This is a genomic window from Rhizobium esperanzae (assembly GCF_014197615.1).
In the GTDB taxonomy this organism is placed as follows: Bacteria; Pseudomonadota; Alphaproteobacteria; order Rhizobiales; family Rhizobiaceae; genus Rhizobium; species Rhizobium esperanzae_A.
In genome coordinates this window covers 156,889-180,761 of sequence record NZ_JACIFY010000007.1, presented here as the reverse complement: position 1 = coordinate 180,761, position 23,873 = coordinate 156,889, and the positions used below count along the sequence as shown (strand labels likewise).

22 protein-coding genes and 1 pseudogene are annotated in these 23,873 nt (G+C 58.5%); 6 read left to right on the top strand and 17 right to left on the bottom strand.

Annotation, left to right across the window (positions count from 1 at the left end; translation table 11 throughout):
* The first annotated feature begins 58 nt into the window (after positions 1-58).
* On the top strand, positions 59-1,081 hold the full coding sequence (locus GGD57_RS12010) for a helix-turn-helix domain-containing protein (RefSeq protein WP_184469917.1): 1,023 nt from the start codon (positions 59-61) through the stop codon (positions 1,079-1,081).
* A gap of 448 nt (positions 1,082-1,529) precedes the next feature.
* Here GGD57_RS12010 and GGD57_RS12005 read toward each other — a convergent pair whose 3' ends face one another.
* From GGD57_RS12005 to GGD57_RS11955, 11 genes are all read right to left on the bottom strand, one after another.
* Complete coding sequence (locus GGD57_RS12005; RefSeq protein WP_184469915.1) at positions 1,530-1,820, bottom strand: ArsR/SmtB family transcription factor; 291 nt, start codon at positions 1,818-1,820, stop codon at positions 1,530-1,532.
* 144 nt (positions 1,821-1,964) lie between these two features.
* Positions 1,965-2,858 carry an amidohydrolase family protein gene (locus GGD57_RS12000; protein ID WP_184469913.1) on the bottom strand — a complete coding sequence of 298 codons (894 nt, stop codon included), beginning with the start codon at positions 2,856-2,858 and terminating at the stop codon, positions 1,965-1,967.
* Positions 2,859-2,927: 69 nt separating this feature from the next.
* On the bottom strand, positions 2,928-3,905 hold the full coding sequence (locus GGD57_RS11995) for a substrate-binding domain-containing protein (protein WP_184469911.1): 978 nt from the start codon (positions 3,903-3,905) through the stop codon (positions 2,928-2,930).
* 43 nt (positions 3,906-3,948) lie between these two features.
* Positions 3,949-4,959 carry an ABC transporter permease gene (locus GGD57_RS11990; protein WP_184469909.1) on the bottom strand — a complete coding sequence of 337 codons (1,011 nt, stop codon included), beginning with the start codon at positions 4,957-4,959 and terminating at the stop codon, positions 3,949-3,951.
* On the bottom strand, positions 4,956-6,458 hold the full coding sequence (locus GGD57_RS11985) for an ATP-binding cassette domain-containing protein (RefSeq protein WP_184469907.1): 1,503 nt from the start codon (positions 6,456-6,458) through the stop codon (positions 4,956-4,958). Before GGD57_RS11985 ends, GGD57_RS11990 begins: the two co-directional genes overlap by 4 nt.
* A gap of 10 nt (positions 6,459-6,468) precedes the next feature.
* Positions 6,469-7,728 (bottom strand): TRAP transporter large permease subunit, encoded by a 1,260-nt coding sequence (locus GGD57_RS11980; protein WP_184469905.1) that lies wholly within the window; start codon positions 7,726-7,728, stop codon positions 6,469-6,471.
* A complete protein-coding gene (locus GGD57_RS11975; protein ID WP_184469903.1) occupies positions 7,725-8,255 on the bottom strand; it encodes a TRAP transporter small permease in 531 nt (176 codons plus the stop codon). The genes GGD57_RS11980 and GGD57_RS11975 overlap by 4 nt, the downstream gene beginning before the upstream one ends.
* Positions 8,256-8,281: 26 nt before the next feature.
* Positions 8,282-9,289 carry a TRAP transporter substrate-binding protein gene (locus tag GGD57_RS11970; protein WP_184469901.1) on the bottom strand — a complete coding sequence of 336 codons (1,008 nt, stop codon included), beginning with the start codon at positions 9,287-9,289 and terminating at the stop codon, positions 8,282-8,284.
* A 60-nt stretch (positions 9,290-9,349) separates the two neighbouring features.
* Positions 9,350-10,387: a transketolase family protein gene (locus GGD57_RS11965; protein ID WP_184469899.1), complete on the bottom strand. Its 1,038-nt coding sequence runs from the start codon at positions 10,385-10,387 to the stop codon at positions 9,350-9,352.
* Entirely contained in the window at positions 10,384-11,223 is an 840-nt protein-coding gene (locus GGD57_RS11960; protein ID WP_184469897.1) for a transketolase, read from the bottom strand. The genes GGD57_RS11965 and GGD57_RS11960 overlap by 4 nt, the downstream gene beginning before the upstream one ends.
* A 35-nt stretch (positions 11,224-11,258) precedes the next feature.
* Complete coding sequence (locus GGD57_RS11955; RefSeq protein WP_184469894.1) at positions 11,259-12,020, bottom strand: SDR family NAD(P)-dependent oxidoreductase; 762 nt, start codon at positions 12,018-12,020, stop codon at positions 11,259-11,261.
* Positions 12,021-12,159: 139 nt separating this feature from the next.
* Between GGD57_RS11955 and GGD57_RS11950 the strand changes: the two genes are divergently transcribed.
* A complete protein-coding gene (locus GGD57_RS11950; protein ID WP_184469893.1) occupies positions 12,160-13,023 on the top strand; it encodes a LysR substrate-binding domain-containing protein in 864 nt (287 codons plus the stop codon).
* Positions 13,024-13,191: 168 nt separating this feature from the next.
* Here the strand turns inward: GGD57_RS11950 and GGD57_RS29015 are convergent.
* Positions 13,192-13,376 (bottom strand): annotated as a pseudogene (locus GGD57_RS29015) (thiazole synthase); the annotation flags it as partial.
* Positions 13,377-13,625: 249 nt separating this feature from the next.
* On the opposite strand from GGD57_RS29015, the gene GGD57_RS11940 reads away from it, so the two are divergent.
* Positions 13,626-14,810, top strand: a complete 1,185-nt coding sequence (locus tag GGD57_RS11940) for an MFS transporter (protein WP_184469891.1) — start codon at positions 13,626-13,628, stop codon at positions 14,808-14,810.
* A gap of 419 nt (positions 14,811-15,229) precedes the next feature.
* On the opposite strand, the gene GGD57_RS29170 is transcribed toward GGD57_RS11940, so the two are convergent.
* The 4 genes from GGD57_RS29170 to GGD57_RS11920 all read right to left on the bottom strand — a co-directional run bounded on the left by GGD57_RS29170 (position 15,230) and on the right by GGD57_RS11920 (position 19,689).
* Positions 15,230-16,438 (bottom strand): calcium-binding protein, encoded by a 1,209-nt coding sequence (locus tag GGD57_RS29170; protein WP_348645969.1) that lies wholly within the window; start codon positions 16,436-16,438, stop codon positions 15,230-15,232.
* Between the two features lie 670 nt (positions 16,439-17,108).
* Complete coding sequence (locus GGD57_RS11930) at positions 17,109-17,738, bottom strand: CoA transferase subunit B (protein WP_184469889.1); 630 nt, start codon at positions 17,736-17,738, stop codon at positions 17,109-17,111.
* The gene (locus tag GGD57_RS11925; protein WP_184469887.1) at positions 17,738-18,442 is read right to left on the bottom strand and encodes a CoA transferase subunit A; all 705 of its coding nucleotides are present in this window, start codon (positions 18,440-18,442) and stop codon (positions 17,738-17,740) included. Before GGD57_RS11925 ends, GGD57_RS11930 begins: the two co-directional genes overlap by 1 nt.
* Before the next feature lie 125 nt (positions 18,443-18,567).
* Complete coding sequence (locus GGD57_RS11920; RefSeq protein ID WP_184470034.1) at positions 18,568-19,689, bottom strand: saccharopine dehydrogenase family protein; 1,122 nt, start codon at positions 19,687-19,689, stop codon at positions 18,568-18,570.
* An 89-nt stretch (positions 19,690-19,778) separates the two neighbouring features.
* Between GGD57_RS11920 and GGD57_RS11915 the strand changes: the two genes are divergently transcribed.
* The 3 genes from GGD57_RS11915 (at position 19,779) to GGD57_RS11905 (ending at position 22,988) form a co-directional block, all read left to right on the top strand.
* Complete coding sequence (locus GGD57_RS11915; protein ID WP_246713610.1) at positions 19,779-20,888, top strand: 3-keto-5-aminohexanoate cleavage protein; 1,110 nt, start codon at positions 19,779-19,781, stop codon at positions 20,886-20,888.
* 173 nt (positions 20,889-21,061) lie between these two features.
* Positions 21,062-22,576 (top strand): AMP-binding protein, encoded by a 1,515-nt coding sequence (locus GGD57_RS11910; protein ID WP_184469885.1) that lies wholly within the window; start codon positions 21,062-21,064, stop codon positions 22,574-22,576.
* A gap of 43 nt (positions 22,577-22,619) precedes the next feature.
* Positions 22,620-22,988: an ethanolamine utilization protein EutQ gene (locus GGD57_RS11905; RefSeq protein ID WP_184469884.1), complete on the top strand. Its 369-nt coding sequence runs from the start codon at positions 22,620-22,622 to the stop codon at positions 22,986-22,988.
* 60 nt (positions 22,989-23,048) lie between these two features.
* On the opposite strand, the gene GGD57_RS11900 is transcribed toward GGD57_RS11905, so the two are convergent.
* The gene (locus tag GGD57_RS11900) at positions 23,049-23,747 is read right to left on the bottom strand and encodes a TetR/AcrR family transcriptional regulator (RefSeq protein ID WP_348645968.1); all 699 of its coding nucleotides are present in this window, start codon (positions 23,745-23,747) and stop codon (positions 23,049-23,051) included.
* Between the last annotated feature and the right edge of the window lie 126 nt (positions 23,748-23,873).

The window sequence follows — 23,873 nt, the reverse complement described above, 5'->3', positions numbered from 1 at the left end:
GGCAAATTGGACACTATTCATGCAAAATTCGCCAACCGTTAGGCCCGATGATAGGGTCGTGCGTGTAGCCGTCATCGCGGTGGAGGGCAGCCTGCTCTCGGCGATCGCCGGCCTGACCGATCTGTTCTGGATCACAAATCAGGCGCTCAGGGCGCCGCCGGAAGGCACTCTGCCCAAGGAGTCAGTTCGGGCGCGGCCATTGTTCGAAACCACCATTGTCAGTGCCGACGGGACGAGCCTGCCGACGGCTCAGGGGCGACGCATTCCCGTCGATGCCGCTTTCGCCGATTTCGGGCATTGCGATGTCGCCCTTGTTGCCGGCATGGCGCTCGGATCGGACGGTTTGCCGCCAGCCTCGGACACGGTCAGGCATGCAGCGGACTGGCTGCATGCTCAGCATCGTCATGGTGTGCTGATCGGCGGGGCCTGCGCGGGCACCTTCGTGCTCGGCGAGGCAGGGCTGCTCGATGGCAGGCGATGCACCACGACATGGTGGTTGCACAACGCGTTTAAGCGCCGTTTCCCCAACGCGAAACCCGTTTGGGGCACGGCGATCGAAGAGCAGGATAATGTCATCACGACCGGCGGGCCGCTGTCGTGGATCGATCTAGCCTTGCACGTCATAAAGCGCACCGCTGGGGCAGATGTTGCCAAACTGGCGGCGGACGTGTCGGTGGCCGATAATTCCTCGATGCCGCAGATGGTCTACGCCCCGCGTGGATTCATCAACGCAACCGACCCTTTGTTACTGAGGGCGGAACGGATTATTCGGGGTGCCGATCCGGGTCTGACCGCTGAGGTCCTGGCAACCGAACTGAGCCTCAGCGCACGGACGCTACACCGACGCCTGAAGGACCTGGTCGACGAGTCACCGAAAAGTTTCATCACTCGGGTTCGGGTAGAGACCGCCTGTGTGCTTCTCGAAACGCCTGGGTCGAGCATCAAGCAAGTGGCCGTGCAATGTGGATATACCGACGAAACAGCGTTTCGGCGCGCATTCACACAACTAATCGGTATGACGCCGGCCGACTACCGGCGCTGGGCACATAAACGCCTCACAAAATCTGCGGGCTCTCTTTAAGCGGCCGGGTGTTTTGGGCGATTGCTACGTCAAGTAGGGCGCAAGAACAACCCAAGTCCTTTGCATCTAACTCTGACTACAGTCCGGGAGGATGCTGTCTATGAATCACCTTGAAAAGGATCGAACCGGAGATCCCCCGTCGGAAATAGCCATGTGTTTGGCAATCGGGAATTTTTCCGATCGTCGGCACAAAGCCAATCCCAGTCGATCCAATCATGTGGGCACGTTTCCGCTTCATTATGCCCGGCAATACTGCACGGGTCAGATGCCTCGGTGTGCCTTGAGGTTCACATCGATCACTGCGCCGATTTCGGCAGGATCCACCTTGTAAAAACCCGCGCAAGTGTAGAGGATTCCAGCGTTGTTGACCATAATGTAGACTTTAACAGGACTTGGTGCAGCCGTCCCAGATGGATTTCTCATCCGGCTATGGGGCAGACGCGCGATATCACAGATTTGTAGGATAGCGTTGACTTATATCGTTAGTTATGAGTGCCGACAGAACCCGCGAAACCTCCGGTGCGCGGCACTCATGGAAAATCTGCTGTCCATGGCGGCGCGTCTCGACCAAACCGACTTTACGAAGTTTCGCAAGATGCTGAGATGCGGCGGATTGGTCGAGTTCAACCAGTCTGGCAATGTCGCCACGCTGAACTTGTTGCAGGTCAGTAGTGATAGCATCTTCAGCCTCTTGCCATTGACCATTGCGGTAAGGACCGTGAAAGATCTTCTTATCCATTCCTCGCTTTGAGGAAGCGCTCAAGGGCCTCGTGATCACTTGCGGCTTGCATCATCACCGTTCCTCCGAACAACGACCTTAACAGGCATGGTATCGGCGGCGCAGCGTGTATGACATGGAGATCAGTTGTGAACGATCTCCATCTTAAATTCTGTAAAAGCGCGCCGAGTTGTCATGGAAAAGCGCCAGTTGCTCATCTCGCGAGTAGTTGACCACCAGAGCCTTGAAACCATCCATTATCTTGTCGTAGCTGCCGAACAACTTATCGACCGGGAAGTTCGAAGCGAACATGCACCGTTCAACGCCAAAAGCTGCTATCGTCTCCTCGACGTAGGGCCTGATGCTATCCACCGTCCACGTCCAATCTCCCATACCGAGGCCGGAGATTTTGCATGCAATGTTGGGCGCCTGGGCCAGCATTCGCATTCCCTTTCGCCAGCCCTCGAAATGGCTAGGACCGTCAACCTGCATCCCCGTGTGGTTCAGTATGATCTGCACGTCAGGAAAATCCCGGGCGAGTTCGAGGAATTCTTCCATCTGCCAGTAGTAGAGCTGAAGGTCGAAGCTGAGGCCCCGCCGTGCCAGCTCCTTGAAGCCTCTGCGCCAGTCCGGCGTCCGACTGACTTCCGCTTCGGTGAGATAGGTCTTCGCGGCATCGTCGTGAAAGTTCATCGACTGTCGGATGCCGCGGAAGTTCGCATACGACAAGTGCTCGTCCAGGAGATCGCCGACATCGGGCTTGCGCAAGTCGGCGTATCCGACAATCCCGTGAGGGAAGCCGTGCTTGTCGGCCACACTTTGCAGCCAACGCGTCTCGCCGGCCGGATCCCTTGGATCATAGCCGACATCCAGATGAACCGATTTCAGAAGGTTCTGTTTCTTCGCATCGGCAAGGAAATCTTCGATGAGATAGGTCTTGTTGATCGCGGTATAGTCGCCGAAGGCGGATGGCTTCACGCCATGGGACAGCCATGGGTAATAATTGTTGTCGAGATCCCAAAGATGGAAGTGCGGATCGATGATTGGTAGGTCGTCCATAAGTTATGCCCTCGGATGTTATCGCGGTAAATTGGACGCCGGACATGAAGGCCGGCGTCCGAGGCTGGGCTAGTTGGCCGGCGGGAATACGCGCGCTATGACCGCCTTTGCTTCCGGAGTGTCGACCTTATCCGCCGTGACGAGCGGCATGATGAGAGCGAGATCCTTTTTGACGGGGGCGCCGGAGATGGCGTTGAAAACCTGCTGCGTCCCATCTATTCCCTGCCCAACAGCCTCTTGGAAGAAAATGCCCTGAATCGCATTTGATTTCAAAAGCGAGATGGTGGTCGGGCTGCCGTCCGCAACGGCGATGCCAACCTTGCCCGTTAATCCACGGGTTTGTAGAACCTTCGCCGCACCCGTCCCGGCTTCGTCGTACATGCCGTAGATCGCCTTGATATCAGGATGTGCGGTGAGCATGTCGTTGGCCTGGGTGACGGCTTCGTTCACGGTAAGCCCCCTTGTCTCAAGCATCTGCGCCAGATCACAGCCGCTTGTCTTGAACGCCTCTTCCGCGCCCTTCAGATACTTCTGGGCATTCTCGCGGTCCTGGGGCAGTGATAGCATGCCGACCTGATTGCCACCGCGGTCTTTGGCCAGCTTGCAGACAAATTCTCCCTGCGCCTTGCCGGTCTCGTAGTTGTTCGCCGTGACTGACGACGTATAGTCGGTCTGGCCGGGCTGCGGGCCGATGCCGGCAAAGGCGATCGGAATGTTCTGTGATTTGAGATAGGCCAGAAGCGGCGGAGTGCTGGTCGAGCTGACAGGTCCGATCACGATCGCGTCGACGCCCTTAGTCACCGCCGTGCGAGCATTGTCCATTTGTTTTGCAGGTGAATTTTCAGACGTGTACTCGACATAATCCATGCCGAGTTCCTTCGCCTTTTCCTTCACACCATACCCGACCCACTGCCAGTACGAGATGTCGAGTGACGGGGCGAGATAGGCCACGGTTTTCTTGTCCTGAGCCTGTGCTGCGGCAGAAAATGCCAGGGTAGCGATGGCGACACCGGCAGCGAGCCTGAGCCCCTGTTTGAGATTTTTCATTTACGTTCCTCCTCCACTTGTCCGGCGACATGCCGGGTTAAGATCAAACGAATCCCCGCCGCGATTTGCTAAAGCGGTCGATGAGAACCGCGATGAGAATGGCGACACCGGTGACGGAGCCCTGCCAAAAGCTGTTGATACCGATGAGATTGACGCCGTTCTGAATAACCGTGATCATTAGCGCTCCCAGCACGGCGCCGACAGCGGTTCCCGTGCCACCCGAGAGGCTTGCTCCGCCGATCACGACCGCTGCGATAGCCTGAAGCATAAGGCTCGATCCCGCCGTGGATTCGGCGTTCAGGATGTACGAGATCGTCAGGAGCCCCGAAAATGACGCCAGAAGCGATGACGCAACATAAGCCATGAACTTCGTCCGCTTGACCGGAATTCCGAGCAGGTATGCCGCAGTGGAACTGCTGCCGACCGCATAAAACCACCGGCCCGCAACCATCTTCTTGAGGAAGAGCTCGATCAGGATCAGAAGAACGACGCAGAACAGGATGTAATTCGGAACGCCGGGTATCATGCTACCGCTGTTAAGAAGCCAGAAATCAGGATCGCCGATCGGCATCGATCGTCCATTTGTTACGATGAACGCCAAGGATCCGGCGACCGCGAACGTGATCAGTGTGACAACAAAAGGCGCCAGGCCTGCGATTGTCACCAAAAAGCCGTTGACGGATCCAAACACGAGCCCGACGCAGAGCCCGATGAGACCTGACGAGAAACCGCCGAAACCGCCAGCCATCGCCTGCGCTGTTACCATGCCGGTGAGGGAGAAGACCGACCCGACCGATAGATCGATGCCGCCGGTCACGACGACCAAAAGGACACCGAGCGACATGATGATGAGTGGCGCGCCTGCCTGTGTGATGTTCGCGAAGTTGCCCCATGTCAACGCCTGGGGAACCTGGGAGCCAACCGCCAGTGCAAGAAGGACGATGGCGACCGCAATCGCGATCTCCGTACGATAGGCGCTGAAGAGGCTTTCCCTTTGTTTGATGTCTGCTGTCGGCGTTTCCGTTCGAGCGACTTGGGCCTGTGTCCTGGTCATGCTGCCATTCCAGTCAATGTAACGAGTTTCTCTTCGCTAAAGTCGGCCTGCGCCAGGACGCCAGCACATCTACCTTCGGTATCGAAAGCGACGACCCGGCTGCATACTTCCAGCAGTTCGACGTTCTCTGTCGACCACCAGACGATGATAGTGCCGCTGGCGGCCATCTGCCTGATGAGCTGGTAGATCTCACGCTTCGTTCCGATGTCGACGCCGCGCGTGGGCTCCTCCAGCACAAGGAGCCGCGACGGGACGCCAAGCCAGCGAGCGATCAGGAGCTTCTGCTGCGTCCCGCCGCTCAGCGTGTTCGGCAGATCCCAGACCGAAGCCGCCCTCACCTTGAGGGCTTTCAAGAGGTCGAGGCACTCGGCACCTTCCGATCCGCCTGCGATCGCGGCACCGCGGACAACCCGTCGCGACGCCATGACGTTGTCGATGATGGGCAGGCTGTGGAGCACGCCCTTGTGGGCCCGGTCGCCGGTGATATATCCGGCGCCAAGACGAGCGGCTTGACGGGGAGACTGGAGGCGATCCGGCCATCCGGCGCGCGCGACAGTCCATCTTTTACTCCGGGCCGCCCCGGTCAGCCCGTCAATCAGCATCGCAGGTCCGGCTGGCGCTCCGGCGACCCCGAGAATCGTGCCAGGACGCAGTTCCAGTTTGAATCCTTGCTCTTGGATCGTGAGCGTGTTCGTCGCGGAAGAAGCGTCGAACGTGACCGCCGACAGGCGCGTCCGCTCGACCGCGTGGGAGGCCGTCACCTGGCCCATCTTCTCGATGATTGCGACGTCGGACAGTTCATTTATCGCCTGCCGATCCACGACCGTCCGTCCGTCACGAATGATTGTGCAGACGTTCGCGATTTGCCTGATCTCCTTCATGCGATGGGAGACGAACACGACCGACAGTCCATTTTCGCCGGTCAGCTTCCGCAATACCGTAAACAGTCTTTCCGTTTCGAGGGCGGTTAGGTTGGCCGTCGGCTCGTCGAGGAGGATCAACTCCGCGCCCGATGAGAGAGCCCTGGCAATTTCGACCATCTGGCCCTCGTGAAGGCTCAGGCTCCCGACAGGCCTGTGCAAGCAGGTGGCTGCGAAGCCCTGGTCGATCATGCGCAGGGACTCGAAGGCCTCTCTTGCGGCCGCCGTGCGTCTGAACAGACCCATACCTTTCCGGTGATTCGGCAAGGCAATGTTTTCTGCCACGGTGAGATGGGGCAGTAGCGCCAGCTCCTGGTGCACGACAGCAACCTTCGCCCTGCCCTCAGTCTCGCTTCGCTCCCTGCCGTCCTCGTCGAAGAAGCGGATATCGCCATCGTTCTTGGAAACAGCGCCGGTGATGATCTTGATCATCGTCGACTTCCCGGCGCCGTTCCCCCCAAGCAGTGCATGAACTTCTCCACGCGCAACCGAGAACTCGACGCCCTGGAGCACCGACGTCGCACCATACGACTTTGTAAGTCCCCGCACGGTCATGACGTTCGTTGAAGTTTCACTCATCGACTGCTCCTCAGTAGATCGTCAGCGCGGGCACGAAGCTGACCGCCAGCAGGAGAAGCATGGCCATGCCGAAATACGGCCAGAGCTCGTTGGTTGTCGTTCCCAGAGGGGCTTTTGCGATGGACGAGGAGATGAACAGTGTCGTCCCGATCGGCGGCGTGTAGAGGCCGATCCCCAGATTGATCACCATCATCAGGCCCAATTGTACCCGGTCGAGGCCGATTGAGTCGGCGAGAGGGACGAAGATCGGCCCGAGCAAGAGGATGGCGGGTGGCATGTCGAGCGGCATGCCAACAACCAGCATGATGATGTTCATCATTAAAATGATGACAATTGGACTGGAAATGTGAGCAGAAACCCACTCCGCCATATGCTGCGGAGCCTGATCGAATGTGAGCACCCAGCCGACCGCGGCGCTCCCCATGATTACAAGCATGACCACGCCCGTCGCGACGCCCGCCTCGACCATGTTGTCGCAGAAACGCTTCCAGGTCAGGTCTCGGTAAAAAAGGATGCTGAGCACGAGCGAATAGACCACCGACAGGACCGAGACCTCGGTAGGCGTTGCAAGGCCGAAACGAAGGAAGATGATGATCAGGATCGGCAGAAGGATCGCCGGAAGGCTCTGGAGAGCCAATCGCGCCAGCTCGCGCTTGCGGACCTTCACGGCCTCCGCGGCGTAACCCCGCCTTACCGAGATATACCAGCATACGAACACGAAGCTCGCCGCCATGATCAACCCCGGAATGATACCCGAGATAAAGAGGTCGCCCACGCTGACACCACTGATCAGCGCGTAGAGGATCATCGGTATCGACGGAGGTATCAGCACGTCGATCACCGCCGAGGTCGCATTGTTGGCCGCACAAAGCGCTGGAGGAAAGCCGTGCTTCTTCTGCCAGGGGATGAGGACGGATCCCAGCGCGCTCGCATTCGCCACGGCGGAGCCGGAAACGCCGCCAAACACGACCGAAGACACGACCGTGGTCGAGAGAGGTCCGCCCCTCCAACGCTGCATCGCGCGAGAAGCGAGCTCCAACAGCTGACGGCCGAGTTCACCGCCCAGCATCAAAGTCCCTGCCAGCATGAAGAATGGAAGCGCCAGCATGGGGAAGGACTGAGTTTGATCGTAGACCTGCTGGGCAACGACCGAAAGCGGGACATAGCCGTTAAACAGCACCCCTAAACCTGCTGCGATGATGAGCCCATATCCGACGGGAACCGCAAGGACCATCAGGATGCAGAAGGAAATGATCATGACGAGGGTCATAGTGCGATCTCCTCGGGTTTGATTTCAAGTCGCTGGTCCCAGCCCAGTCGGAGAACGCGGCCGGTCGCAGCGATGGTTACGATGGAGACGAGAACCGCGCCTATGGAAAGCGAATAGTACCCGATGCTGTTCGGAAGCTGCAGGACGGCGCTGTGTTCGGCGCCGGCGATTTCGGCCACCACCATTGCCTGGTACGCCAGTACGAGAAATGCTGCCACGCTGATGCCATTTGCGACGATCAGGGCCGCCGTCCGCGCCCGGCCGTCAAGCTTGTCGTAAAGCCACTCGACTGCCATATGCCCGCCGGCGTGGGCGGCTATGACAATCCCTGCTATGATGAACCATGGGAACATCAGCATCGGCAGCTCCTGGGCGAAGGAAAGCCCGCCGCTTGTGGATAGGTAGCGAACAACGACGTTGGCCGTAGTGACCACTGTCAGGGCGATGCCGCTGACGATGATGACCAAACGTGCAAACATGACGATGATGCCGGCGACCAGATCGACGGCCGAGTATAACCTGTTCATGAGGCCTCTAGGTCGTAAGACGGGCGTCAGCCCCTCGCTGCTGCTTCTACCTGAGCGACGAAATCGCCGAAGGGCTTCTTCTTCCAAGTGTCCGAGACGGAGGCGGTGGCCTTCACGAACGCATCGTGATCCACTTCCACGACTTCGACAGCGGAGTTCTTCTTGAAGTTTTCGAGCACTTCGGCGGCCTTCTCGTTCGAGAGCTTCCGCTGCAGATCACCCGCTTCCTTGGCTGCCGCCTTCACAGCTTCCAGGTCGGATCCAAGCCGTGCCTGAGCGATCTTCGACATCAGGAATGGCGTCGATTCCCACTTGTGCGCTGTCAGGCTGATATACTTGTTAACTTCGTGAAGCTTCGAACTCTCGATATTGGCGAGAGGGTTCTCTTGCCCGTCCACAACACGCTGCTGCAACGCGATGTAAAGTTCGCCGAAGGCGATCTGTTCGGTCCCGGCTCCCAAAGCCTGGAAGATGTCGATCGTCATGGGGTCAGCGGGCGTTCGGATCTTCATGCCGGCCAGATCGGCCGGGGCTGCCACCTTCTGCTTCGAATTGGTGAGGTGGCGGATGCCGTTGTCCCACCAGTCTAGCGGAACGACGCCGACCGATTCGAAACGCTTGTTGAGTTCGGCGCCCACCGGTCCGTTGAGGACGGTCATCGCCTTGTCGGTGTTTTGGAAAAGAAATGGCAGGCCGAGCGCGTTCAACTCAGGGACAATTGCCGAGGTTGCGCCTTGGCTGTTGGCGGTGAAGTCGAGCGCGCCGGTTCGCAGGCTGGTCAGCATCGCTGAATCGCTGCCGAGCGTCTCGGCACCCGCGACGTTGATCTGGATTCGGCCCTCGGTCTTCTCTTTGACGAGTTCCGCGAATTTTGCGGCCCCGACGGTTCTGGGATTACCTGGCGCTGCTCCGTGACCGAGTGTCAGTGTCGTGGCCGCCGCGCTTGCATATCGACTGGATAGCACGACTGCCGGGGCTGCAAGAACAGCGGCGGCAGTCGCCAGGAAAATGCGTCTGTTGACTTGAAAGCTCATATCATCCTCCATCATAAGCTTGTCTTTGATCGGCCGGCTCTCCTCAACCGGCCATCGCTCTCACGTCGAAAGCCAGGCTTTCACCGCCTCTGTAACCTTGAGTGTCGAGAGACCATACTGGTCGTGGAGAGTTGGCAAAGCGCCTGCCTCCAAGAATTGGTCCGGCAAGCCGATCTGGCGGAAAGCCGGAGGTGAGACACCGGCGCGCATCAGCGTCCCGGCGACGGCCTCGCCGAGCCCGCCGATGACAGTGTGGTTCTCCGCCACGACCACGAGGCGCCCACCCTTCCGGCATTCGGCGACGATCGCCGCCTCATCGAGAGGTTTGATCGTCGGGACGTGCAGTACAGCTGCGTCGACGCCGTCCTTCTGGAGCTGCTTGGCAGCCTCGAGCGCACGCATCGTCATCAGGCCCGACGAAATAATAAGAGTGTCCCGACCGTCCCGAATGAGCTTCGCCTTTCCAAGCTCGAACTTGTAGCCATACTCGTCTAGGACCAACGGCACGTTGCCGCGAAGCAGCCGCATGTAGACCGGCCCCTTATGACCCGCAATCGCCGGAACAGCCTGCTCTATTTCACTGGCATCGCAGGGATCGATGATGGTTAGGTTTGGCATGCCACGGAACATCGCAAGATCTTCCGTGGCCTGATGACTCGGGCCGTAGCCGGTTGTCAGACCCGGAAGAGCGCAGACGATTTTCACGTCGAGCATCTCCTCGGCGATGGCCAGGCAGATGAAGTCGTAAGCTCGCCGAGACGCGAAGACAGCGTATGTGGTGACCCATGGCTGAAAGCCTTCGCGCGCCATACCTGCGGCCGACATCATCAAAAGCTGTTCCGCCATTCCCATCTGATAAAAGCGGTCGGGATGCGCAGCTCGGAAAACATGTAGGTCCGTATACTTTGCAAGGTCGGCGGACATACCGACAATCCGGTCGTCTCGTTGCGCCAGCGCCGCCAATGCATTCCCGAAGGGCGCAGGCTTGGTCGGCTGATCGGGGCCGGCGATCGACGCGATCATCGCGGAGGTCGTCAGGCGAGGCTTGTCGCTACCGTTTTCAAGATGCGCTGGCCGAATGTACTTCGAACGTCTCATGCCTCCACTCCCGCATCTATAATCCTGAGGGCCTCCGCCCATTCGTGCGGCTCCACTCGCAGGAAGTGGTTCCGATCGCGTACTTCGAGGAACGGCACGCCCTTCGCCATCTTCGTGTCGCATATGATGATACGGGGTCTGGCCTCCGCGTGATTGCGAGCAGCGTCGAATGCCGTCACGAGTGCCTCGATGTTGTTTCCATCGACTCGCTGGACAAACCACCCGAACGCTTCGAACTTCGGAGCAAGAGGCTCGAAATTGAGTATGCCGATCGATGGGCCGTCAGCCTGCATCTGGTTGACGTCAACGATGCCGACCAGGTTGTCGAGTTTAAACGATCCTGCCGACATCGCGGCTTCCCAAGTCGACCCTTCGTCGAGTTCGCCGTCGGAGAACAGGTTGTAGACGAAGGAGGACGACTTCTTCCTCTTAAGAGCGAGAGCCATGCCGACGGCGATGCCGAGACCATGCCCGAGCGATCCTCCGGTGATCTCCATGCCAGGTGTGTAGGCGGACATGCCGGACATCGGCAGACGGCTATCGTCGATCCCGTAGGTTTCCAACTCGTCCTCTGGAACGATCTTGGCCTCGATCAGAGCTGCATAGAGAGCGATGGCGTAGTGCCCAATGGAAAGAAGGAACCTGTCGCGTCCCTCCCATTCCGGATCTTCGGGACGATAGTTCGTGGCATGAAAATACGACACTGCAAGCACGTCCGCGACGCCGAGCGCCTGTGCGATATAGCCCTGTCCCTGGACTTCGCCCATGCGAAGTGCGTGACGCCGGATGCGGCGGGCTCGCTCCGTCAGGCTGATGTTGTGGCCAATCTGTGTCATGGTCGAGCGTTCTCCTGGTCGCCGAGCGGTGGATCTCAGTGGATCAGCATGCCGCCATTGACGTCGATCACAGCACCCGTGACATAGGCCGACAGGTCCGAGGCAAGGAACAAGTAGATGTTCGCGACGTCGGCTGCGTCCCCGAGTCGGCTCAATGGGATGCCTTTGATAATGTCAGCGCGCATCTGATCGGTGAGTTTGCCCCCGGTGATGTCAGTCTGGATAAGGCCGGGGGTGACCGAGTTGACCCGAATTCCGGCGGGCCCAAATTCGCGGGCCATCGCCTTGGCGAGGCCCAGGACGCCTGCCTTCGCGGCGGAATAGTGCGGGCCGCCGAAGATCCCGCCGCCACGCTGCGCCGAGACCGAAGACATGCAGGCGATCGATCCGCCGCCATTGTCGCGCATATAGGGAATGAAAGCCTGGCTCAGGAACAGCACGCCGGTCATATTGACGGCGACAATCCGTTGCCAATCAGCATCCGTGATGTCCAACGTTGAGACGGGCTGAGTAATGCCAGCGTTGTTGATCAGCGCGTTGACCGCGCCGAAGGATGCGATCACCTCGGAGGCAGCCTTCGTGCAGGAGTCCTTTTCGGCAACGTCGCATCGGAGGCCAATGTGAGCCCCGGTATTAACGGTCGGCAGGGCGGCAGCGGCTTCCCCGGCGGCTTCTGCATCAATATCGAGGATGGCAACCCGGGCGCCATTCTCGGCGAAAAGCTGTGCGGTCGCACGGCCGATGCCGCGCTTGCTCGCCGCGCCTGAAATGACCGCGGTCTTTCCATTCAGTAGCATGCAATCTCCTCCCGATGCTTCCCGAGCATCTGGCAAATCATGAACAAGTCAGTCGGCTTGCGAGCCGAAACTGCCGCAGTTGATGACGTTCGACAAACGCGAAGTTTACAACGGTAGGTGAATCTGGTTCACTTATGGCATGTTACAGATGGCTTCCCTTTCCGCGGTTCGCATATTTGAAGCGGCAGCCCGGCTTGCTTCTTTCCGGGCTGCCGCTGAAGAGTTGCATCTGTCGCCAAGTGCCGTCAGCCACGCCATTGCAAAGCTGGAACGGGACTTGGGCACATCTCTGTTTGAACGCAGCACACGCAAGGTCACCCTTACCCTCGCAGGGCAGACACTCCTCTCCCATGCATCCAACGCATTCGAGGAGCTTCGGCGCGGTGTTGAGACGATTTCATCGAACAAGGCGCATCTTTTGCGGGTTCATTGCGCGCCTAGCTATGCCGCGCAGGTGCTGTCGGCACGGCTACCGGACTTTCTCAGCAAGAATGAAGGGGTGGAAGTCAGGGTGGCGGCGAGCACGAATTACGCGCGGTTCGTCGACGGCCTCTTTGACGTCGATATTGTCTACGGTGAGCCTTCTAACCGTGAGGATCTCATCGTTGTGCCATTGGGGGAGGAAACCGTATCGCCCTTGTGCAGTCCGAAAATGGCAGAGCGGCTGAAAACGCCGCGTGATCTTGAGCGCCTGCCGCTCATCAGAAGCGATTTGAAGCGCATCCAATGGATCGACTGGTTCGAACTCAACAATCTCGGCCCCCCACCTCTTCCTGCCATGAGCTTCGACAGAAGTTTTCTTGCGGTCGACGCGGCGGCAAATGGTCTGGGGATCGCTTTGGAGTCGAATACTCTCGCAAATCGGGAATTGAGAAGTGGTCGGCTCGTGCGCCCCTTCACCAATAGCAGAGACAATCGCTACATCGGGCATTATTTGGCCTACCCAAAAGCTGGTAGCCAACGCCGGCTCTCGAAGATCTTTGCGGATTGGATCACGTCGTAGTCATCGCCGACGTGAGGCGCGGTGACGATGAACCTGAGACCTTATTATTCGACGTCTGGTGCAGTTGATAGGAATCGAACCATCGGGATAGTTCACCTTCAAAAACCGCCTTTCCAATCACGGGTCTCGTGGCTCCAGCACGCCGGCGCCGAATGCCTGCCTGCCTCAATTTGCCTTGGCGAAGGCTCCTACCATTGCGGCGTGGTCACCGGCGCCGGCACCCGCAGTGTTGAGAAGGACCCATAGAAACCCAACTCCATCACGGTCGTTGCGTGCGACGGCCGTCCAATGCCGGCATCGACGATCAGTGGCACGTCGGGAAAATGCGCACGCATCGATCGAAGGGCGGCAAGAAAGATTGAGCGGCCCCGTCGCAGTGCTGATATTGCCGCCAGCGTGTTTCGCGAGCGATCGTGAAGATCACAAGGATCACGCCTTTCCAAAAGCCGACCTCGCGAGTGATCATGAAGAAGGTCAAGTAAAGCTGCCTGCTCCGTCGCTTACCCTCAGAAACAAGTTTTGATCTCCGGCTCTGTGAGGTATTCATCACAGATCCAAAAGCGCGTGTTCTGCCTCGACGCGTTAATCCCCGGAGTTGCATTATGAAAATCGCGCCGCAGCAGCGGATCTATGTCTGCTTCTTTCTCTTCGCCGTGTCACTGGGGGCGCTGTTGTCGAGGATGCCGGATTTGCAGGATGCGCTTGGCGTCGATAAGTCGGAGCTTGGGTTAACCTTGATAGGGGGTGCGATCGGCGCCTTGATTTCGTTGACTTTGTCTTCGCCCTTGATCGCCCGGCTCGGGGCGCGGACGACGGCGTTCATTACAGTTCTCGGAACATCTGCGCTGCTGTCGCTGGTGCCATGGATCGGCGCTGCGCCGGCCGTGCTTTGTTTGCTTTTTGTCGAGGGGCTGCTCGCCGGGGCACTGGAGATCAATCTCAATGTCGAGATCGACCGCATCGAAGCACAGCTGGGACGCGGCGTGATGAACAGAGCCCATGGTTTCTGGAGCCTCGGCTTCTTCGTCACGGCGCTTGTCTCTTCGGTTGTCCGGCAAGCCGGTATTTCGATGCAGCTTCATCTCGCCGTAACCTTTGTCGTAGTCCTTGTCATCGGCATCTGCACGATCGCCGGCATGCGCAATGCGCCGGCGCGGATCACGTTGGATGAAGGCAAGGCGCCGCTCGTCGCGCTGCCTACCTGGGGGTTGATGCCGCTCTGCGTGATCGGCATCGCCGCCTTTCTCGTCGAAGGTGCCGGGATCGACTGGTCGGCGATCTATATGCGCGATGTGTTTTCAGTCGAGCCCTTCATCGGCGGACTGGGATTGACACTCTTTACCTTTTGCATGGCTCTGGCGCGCCTTTTCGTTGATCCGCTGGTCGATCGGTTTGGCGCGCGGGCCATCGCCACGATGTTGCTTGTTCTTTCGGCGATCGGCACCTGCGCCGTCTCGGGCGCACCGCATGCCTATGTCGCTCTGGCGGGCTTCGCCTTGATGGGCGCCGGCTGCAGTGCGGTCTATCCCCTCGCCGTCTCGGCGGCGGCCCAGCGCACCGATCGCGCGGCGTATCTCAACGTCGCCGCTCTCGGCCAGATGACCTTCGTCGTCTTCTTCCTGGCGCCGCCGCTGCTCGGTTTCATTGCCGAACATGCGGGCATCAGGACCTCCTATCTCGTCTGCCTTCCGCTAATCATCTACGCGCTCTTTTCGGTCAAGGCGCTTGCTACGCGCCGGGCTGCCGGCAGCGGGAGCGTAGTCACTGTTCGGAGCGTCAACGGATGACGGATGTGCCGAGCGGTTGCTGTTTTCAGTTTTACGTTCGGCTTTTGCGGGTTATCCATGCGTTCCGCGAATTGGCCGACAGACCAATGCGCTTGCGCATTGGAGGGTCGGTCAGCGTCGGCAAGTTGGCGCTGCGGCTCTAAACTTACTTCGTGACGGCGGTGTCGAAAACCGCGGATCGCGTGGCCATCAGTGGATCGGAGACAGCTGCTCTCGGCGCGATACCGCCAAACGCCCGTCTGGCGAACGAAGGCCGCCTGGGGAAGCAAGTTCCGGGCAATCAAAGCTCTCAATTCTTCCAGCGATACCGGACCGAAGCACTGTCCCGCGAAACCATAATCCCAAGACGTCAAAACCCACCTGTCCAACGTGAAAGAGGGTGAGCTCGCCCGGCCGTGCCGGACGAGCCGGAGAGCCGATCAAACGAATTGCACATTTGCGGGTTGGAGACTCGCAACCGTCACGTTCTTGAGGATGATCTTGTCGTCCGCGTCTGCCGTGATGATGACGTCGCTGCCCGATTGTGTGGAAGCCGCCAAAAGATGCGCCCAGTCGGCAAAGACCGCGCTATCGACAGCGAGCACATCGTGAGCAGTTCCGGAAGCGGCAAAGCCCACGATCGTGTCTATGCCATCGTTGGCGCCATAGGCGAACGTATCCGCAGCCGCGCCGCCGATCAAGATGTCGTCACCTCCACCACCTGACAGCCGGTTTGCACCGCTGCCGCCGGTGATGACGTTGTCCAGCGAATTACCCGTTCCTGTAAACGCCGCCGTACCAGTATAGGTGAGGTTTTCGACATTCGCCCCGAGGGTGTAGGTCGCCAGCGAGGTCTTGACTGTGTCGGTCCCCTCGCCGGAATTCTCGATCACCAGGTCACCGACATTGTCGACCACATAGATGTCATTTCCGGTGCCGCCCGTCAGCGTATCTGCGCCGGTTCCACCATCGAGCGTGTCATTACCAGCCCCTCCGATAATCGCGTTCGCCGATGCGTTGTCCGTTCCCGCGAAATCAGAGGACCCGGTGTAGACGAGGTTCTCGACATTCGTGAGCGAGGCCAGAGTATAGCTGGCGAGCGCCGTCTTGATCGTATCGATCCCGGCGTTGGCAGCTTCGGTGACCACATCGCTGACATTGTCGACGACGTAGGTATCATTGCCCGCACCGCCCACAAGAGTATCGATTCCGGCTCCCCCATCCAGGACATCGTTGCCCATGCCTCCGGTAATCGTATTGGCAAGCTCGTTGCCCGTCCCTGTGAAATCAGCGGTCCCGGTATAGGTGAGGTTTTCGACATTGCTGATTGCGGCCAGCGAGTAACTCGCAAGTGCCGTCTTGATCGTGTCGGTCCCGGCGCCGGCATTTTCGATGATGACGTCGTTCGGGCTGTCGACGATGAACGTATCGTTGCCGAAGCCTCCCATCAAGGTATCGTCGCCGGCTCCGCCATCTAGAATGTTGACACCGTCACCACCTCTGATGACGTTGTTCAACGCGTTCCCGGTACCCGTAAACGCTGCTGTCCCTGTATAGGTCAGGTTTTCAACATTGGCGACATTTGCCAATGAGAAAGTCGCGAGCGTCGTAAAGATCGTATCGCTTCCCTCGCCAGTATTCTCCGTCACCACGTCGCCGATATTGTCGACTACGTAGTCATCGTCGCCGATGCCGCCGGTTAGGTGATCGGCACCTGTTCCACCGTCGAGGAAGTCATCGCCGCCACCGCCGACAAACGGGCACCTGCCTCCTTCGGCTTTAACAAAGGCTCCTAAAACAACCGGCTTTGGCTAATCCCGCCGCGCCCTACGAGAAGAATTGGTTACTCCGAGCCCCCGCTCGTCAACGCCAGTTGGTTATTTCATAACTTACGAGGTGGGCAGCCAATTCTTGTAAGAAGGACTACCTATGATTTTGTTTTGGTTGGCTCACGTTTAATCGGAGACAACTATCGGTCAAATCACGGCTCCGTGATACCATCTGTATTTCGGCCCTGACGCCATTTTGTCGCATGGGGCAATGCGACTCTTGTGCAGGCCCGCTGAGTTGATGAAGGTTCGGGTCGACGTAGGAGAGGCAGCGCCAGTGTATCTGCAATCGAGAACTCGGCTTTCGCAGTTGAAAGTAATCGAACGGGAGACCGCTCGCCGGAATAGCTATATGTTTGGCGATCGATAATTTTTTCCATGCGTTGGCACACAGCCACTTCCAGTCGATCCATTATGCGATCTTTTTGGCCAAGAACATGAACATCCTAGCAACACGCCGTCCGCCGCGCTCATGAGAAGGCTACAATACTCAGCTGACGATACGGGCCTCGGTCGCTGCCAGAACATCACTCTCTGAAGTTCCCGGCGCCAATTCCACTACCTTCAATCCGCCTGGGACCACATCAAATACGCAGAGATTGGTGATGACCCGGTTCGCTACGCCCTTTCCAGTCAAGGGTAGACTGCATTTCTTCAGAATCTTCGATTCGCCTGCTTTGTTCGTATGCTCCATGAGGACAACCACACGTCCAACCCCGGCGACTAGATCCATAGCCCCGCCCATCCCCTTCACAAGCTTACCGGGGATCATCCAGTTGGCGAGATCTCCTTCCTCGGACACCTCCATCGCGCCGAGGATGGCCATTGCGATCTTTCCACCACGGATCATTGCAAAGGAAGTCGCGCTATCGAAGTAGGCCGTCTGCGGTAGTTCCGTGATCGTCTGTTTCCCGGCGTTGATGAGATCCGGGTCTTCCTCACCTTCATAGGGGAAAGGGCCCATGCCGAGCATCCCGTTTTCAGATTGCAAGGTGACTTTGACCCCGTCCGGAATATAGTTCGATACGAGGGTCGGAATGCCAATGCCAAGATTTACATACCAGCCGTCCTGTAGTTCCAGCGCTGCGCGGGCGGCCATCTGATTGCGGTCCCATGCCATTATTGAGCCTCCCGTTTACGAACTGTTCGTTGCTCGATCTGTTTCATTTGCTGCCCTTGTATCAGGCGATGAACATAGATTCCCGGAAGGTGAATGTGGTCAGGATCGAGCGAGCCTAGAGGGACAATCTCTTCAACCTCGGCGACGCAAACCCTTCCGCATGTGGCTGCCGGGGGATTGAAGTTGCGCGCCGTCTTTCGGAACACGAGATTGCCTGCGGGGTCGGCCTTCCAGGCCTTCACGATGGAAACGTCTGCGACGATCGCACGTTCGAGGACAAAGGTCCTGCCGTCGAATTCCTTATGCTCTTTGCCATCGGCGATGACTGTGCCCACGCCAGTGGGGGTGTAGAAAGCGGGAATGCCCGCCCCACCGGCGCGCATGCGCTCGGCAAGAGTGCCTTGCGGATTGAACTCAAGCTCCAACTCCCCGCTCAGAAACTGCCGCATGAACTCAGCGTTTTCACCGACGTAGGACGAGATCATCTTGCTGATCTGTCTCGTCTTCAGGAGAACACCGAGCCCGAAATCATCGACGCCGCAATTGTTGGAGGCGATGGTCATATTCTTCGTTCCGGCGTCCCTTATCGCGACAATCAAGAGTTCCGGGATGCCGCACAGCCCAAAGCCGCCCGACGCAATCGTCATGCCATCGAAAAGGAGACCGGCGAGTGCGGCCTCAGCTGTTGGATAGGTCTTGTTCATAGCTCTCCCTTAATTAGTGCTCTGACCTGCATTGGCTGGCATCCTCTCACCCGGCTCATCGCATGACGGTTGCCCCGTCGGGGCCACTCGACGCGTATGGCTCGTGACCAAGCCCAGCGCAACATTCAGAAGCGGGTGGTCACGACACCGTCTGCGAAGCACCCGGCGTCGCTGGCAAGACGCAGGAAGCGGTCGATGCCGCTCTGATACGGAATCGCCTCCACTCCGTTGGCTCCCGCTGGAACACCGTCCTCAAGAAGCGAGAGCGCCGCGGCGGAGATGCCGAGCCCTGTGCCACGGCTCATATCTCCCGCGTCCGTGATCGACTTCATGACGATTGGCTTGTTCCCTCGCGTGCCGATGACGTTGACCTGGGTCGCCGAGATTCGTTGCGCGCTCGGCTTCAATTCATGTCTCTTCCAGAGCAACTTCCACAAAACCTCGATCGGCTGTACGTCCTTGCCGTCAATTTCGACTACCATGTCGGAATGGCCGAAACCAATTCGTCCGAGTGTCGAGAAGGCGGCATTCGCCCAATTCGGGAAGAGCGAGCCCTTGCACTGAACCAGCGAAAGATCGGGACGAAAGCGCCCTAACGTGACTGGCTCCGGATGGGCAGTGTCGTAGGCCTCGATCCGATGAAAGGGGGGCGGTACATCGAAGCTTTCGGCGGTTTCCGGAACAAAGCCCTTGGTGAATTCCATACGGCCGTTGCGCCACGTCGGACACGGCGCTACCGCCATGTGCAACATGTGCCGCAATACAGCGAGGCCACCCGGATCCGGCTCGCGCGTGATCCAGACAATTTTGACGCCGTCGAGGTCCGGGTGACTTTCAAGCAAGCTGCAGGCAAGCCAATTTGATACGCCCGGCGAGAGTCCGGCCCCCGTTATCACCGGCACATTTCCGGATTTGGCCGACTCGTCCAGAGCGAGGATTGTCGTCGTGCCTTCGGCATCGTCCCCTACATCGATATAGGCCGCACCTGCTGCGATTGCCGCGCGTGCCGCTCCATCCGAGCCGAGAAAAAAAGGGCCGGCCAAGTTCACCACCAGGTCCATGCCTGATGCGTCGAGGCCGTCACTCGAAATATTGACTTGACGGGTTGCTATTCTTTCAGGGGCGATGGCTTCACCCAATCGCAAGCTTTCTGCGGACCGATCGACGACGACGAAGCTTGCGCTCGGCACCGACCGCGCGAGGATTGCGAGGGCACTCCTTCCCATGTGGCCAGCGCCCACGAGCATTATAATTGGACTCATCGCCGCCTCCAAAAGAATGAACGTTAATTCACTAGACGCTTGATTTTCTCGTTCGTCAAGAGTGCCGACTTGTTTTGAAGGCAGCTTCAAGCGATTTGGATTCTTCCGCAAGTCCTTTACATGGTGATCAAAATGCATTAACGTTCATTCATATTGCAAGGGAGGCTCTAATGTCACGCAGACCAAACACGGTAAATTGGGAGCAGGTAAACAAATGGGTATCCCGGGAGGGAGCCCAGGCGAGTTGGAAAGTTTTCGGTTTCCCGTCGATTATGTCGATCGACCGAACTGCCTTTTCGGACGCCGAGCCGATGCCAAAATGGGAGGCTCCGCCCAAGCTCATCCTGTCGACCGCGATCAATGGCGCGTTCTATACGAAGAACGAGAACCCCAATCAGGCGATTACGCCTGAGGAGATCATCCGCTCCGCTGAGGAATGCATCGCCGCAGGAGCGCAGATCATCCATATTCACGCGAGAGACGAACGCGGCTACAACGTGCTCGACACAGGCCTTTTCCGCGAAACGCTCACGCATCTGCGCACCCACCATCAGCATGTCGCACTGGACGCCTGCCTCGTTGCAGTGAACGCGGATGAAGAGCGAATGATGGCCGAAATGATGAAGCTCGGCCTTATGGAGGGCGTGCCGGTCAACACGACGGCCCTCATTCTCGGCGACAATCACTTCGTCAAATCTCCAGCGACAATCATTGAGAAAACCAAGCGCGCCCTCGACGCCGGCCTCACGCCGCAGATCGCAGTTTACTCCGATGCCGACATCGACAACGCCCGCCGATACCTGATCGACAGTGGCCTCATTCAGGGCCCTTTGAACTGGCTGGTTCTGCCCGGTCTTCCGGGCTGCAGCCCGATGTATTCGCCCGAAACGATGGTCGACGGCTTCCTTCGGCTCGTTCGGCTCATCCGCCACATCGACGCAGACTCTACCATCATCGCCTGCACCGGCGGTCGTACCAGCAGTTATCTTGCGACCCTCGCAATCCTGCTGGGCGTTCATGTGCGCGTCGGCATGGAAGACACGGTTTGGAAGTGGCCTCACCGTGACGACAAGATTCAGTCGAACGTCGAGGTATTCCAGCAGATTTCCGGAATAGCGGCTGCACTTGGCCGCGATCTGATGACCGCCGATGAGTATCGCGATCTTATGACGCTGCGGCTGTGAACCGCTGAGGCGACACTGACACGGTGTCGCCTCCCGCAAAGGCGCGGTCTCGACACGCGTTGTGTGGTAGCATCGATCGCAGGACCGCTTAGCCGAACGGGCCAGCGGTCTGGAAGCGACGATCTCTCAGTCCGACCAGCGATCGGATTTATTTCGAATCAGGAGAGAAGTCAGTGGCTTACCGTAACCGGACGATTCTTCATGCCTTGCTCGACTGGGGCCAGCGCACGCCCGACGCTGTCGCAGTCACCGACGGGGATACGGAGATTTCGTATGCGTCATTGGCTTCCGTAGTGGAAGCTGCGTCCAGGCGGCTGGTCTCTCTCGGTGTACAAAGGCAGGACCGGGTGGTCCTTGTGGGTAACAATAGCTGGCAGTGGGTCGTATGCTATCTGGCGACGATGCGCATCGGCGCAATCTCCGTGCCAATGAACAATCGGCTGGCGCCCGCGCAAGTCGGCGAATTGCTAGAGATACTTGGGACACGTATCGTCCTCGCGGACGACCTCCATTTGGGCATGTTTAAGGAATGCGCCGGTGTCGACCTGTTCTCGATCACCGGCTCTGCCGGTAGGTCCTTTTTCTCGCTTGAAACAGCCACGGAACTCCCTGCCCTGCCAGAGACGTCGGAAGACGCTTTGATTAGCTTCACCTCCGGCACCACAGGAGTTCCCAAGGGTGCAGTCATCACTCATAAGGCCCTGCGACAGAACGCGGAGGTATTCGCTGACCTAATAGGCGATGACCCGTCGCCCTCGACGTTGATTGTCGCCCCCTTGTTTCACAATACCGGCTTTGTCGATCAACTCTGCACCATGCTCTTTCTCGGCGGCCGCTCCGATCTTCTGCCACGATATCGGACGCAAGGGGCCATTGAGGCATGCAAGCGCCGTCCCGTCAGCTTCGTCACGGCGGTCCCAAGCGTTTTGCGGATGATGATGACAGCCGAAGGTGCCGAGGCCATTTACGGGCCGGCGCGGCTGGTTTTGTTCGGCGGTTCACCGATGCCGGCGCCATGGTCCTTGGAAATGCATCAGCGCTGGCCAAACCTGCGGTTGGTGCATGGCTATGGCCTGACCGAATTCACGTCGTGCTGCACTCTTCTTCCGCCTGAATTCATCCTAAGCCACGGCGACTCGATCGGCTATCCGGCCAAAGGCGTGGAGTTGCGGCTGGTGGATGAGAATGGTCAAGATGTGCCGGACGGGGTTCCGGGGGAGATTTGGGTGCGTGGCGAAACGCGCATGCGCGAATACTGGCGCCGCCCCGACGTCACCGCCGAGAAAATCCAAGGCGACTGGCTTCGAACCGGCGATCTCGGGGAACGTCGCGAGCTTGGCCTTCTATATCACGTCGGCCGCCGGGATGACGTGATCAACAGGGGTGGGGAAAAGATTCTTCCCTCCTTTATCGAGGCGGCAATGGCAAAGATCCCCGAAGTCGCTCAAGCTGTGGTATTTGGCATTCCTCACCCAGTGCTGCAGAACAGCATCGTCGCCGCGCTCGAGCCTCGTCCAGAGACAAAGGTAAATGTCCCGGCGCTCCTGGATTTCCTGCGTACGCAACTTCCGGGCTATGCCGTGCCGGAAACGATTATCGTCGGCAACGACCTTCCGCGCACGGCCTCGGGAAAGCTTGACAGACGTGCCGTGCGCGCCGCCTACCTCTCGTCCGCGCAAGGTCACTAGGAGAGCCGCCGCCTCTTCTCGGCTACAGCAGCAGGAACAAGCCATGCATAGAGAACCAACGGTATTCCGCAAGGATACGACTGAATTTGCGGCATATGGTGAAGGGCCCGGTGAGGCATCGATTGCGCGCCTCGTCGGGCCCCAGGAAAGTGAGACGATGGGCGCCTACCTCGCCCGCTTCAACGGTCGGTCTGTGCGTTGGACAGTGCGCTATGATGAGCTCATCACGTGTATCGAGGGCGAGTTCCGTCTTCGCGTCGGCCTGATCCTTTACACTCTCCACCCCGGCGATGTGATCTGGATCCCGAAGGACACCGAACTCGCTTACGACGGCGCAGACAGTCTCGTCTTTATCGCGATCGCTCCAGTCGATTGGCGCAACCGGCTCAGTCAAGACGCGACGCAAGTGTAAAAGCGATCGACCTGACGGCATCGAGATCAATGCCGGTCGAGGGCAACGGGAAGTCGATTGCTAGCTCTCAAACGCACCTGTCCGAGCGAGAAGCATATTCTGCGCAAGATGATAGAAGTGTTTGCAGATCTTTTCTGGGGTATAGGGTCCGCTCGGTCGATACCAATTGAGCACGTTGTCGCACATCGTGATGATTGCGAGGGCCGTTAGCCGCGCCTCGGGTGGCGAGCCTGTCGCCGGCGAAGGTATTGCCTCGACGATCTTGGTCAACCGGTCGAGATGTTCTCTCATCATGCCCTTCACCTTGTGTCTGACACTCGGATCCAGCTTGCTGAGAATACCGGACTCGAGGAGACGATCGTTGGCCTGCGCTATCCTAGAATGGTTGATCTGGTAGAGGATGTGAGCGGCAGTGATGCTTTGCAGACGTTCAAGTGGAGCGGCCCCGGCGGAATCGGCGGCTGCGATCGCTTCGTTGAAGGCGCCTAGCGCTTCCGTCACGGCCCCGGCCAGAAGTTCTTCCTTGGACTTATAGTGATTGTAGACGGCCGGTGCCTTGATGCCGACCTCGTTTGCAATGTCCTTCATCGAGGTAGCGTCAAAACCCCTTGACCCAAAAAGTTCGATCGCTGCGCCGAGCAGTCGCTCTCGTGTGTCCGACCGACTCGCCGACACTTTGCTGGCCTGATTGTTACGACGGGGTGGCCGCTCTGCCTCATCAGGAGCGGCCTCCTGATAGTTGCGTGCGAGTTCGTTCACAATATTGATCCTCATGAATAGCTGTTCACATAATGCGTCACCAATGCCGATCTGTCAAAGGAACATGGTCAAAATTCGCTTCTCGCTCGGAATTACTTTTCGGGCGCATTTAGAGCATATCCAACT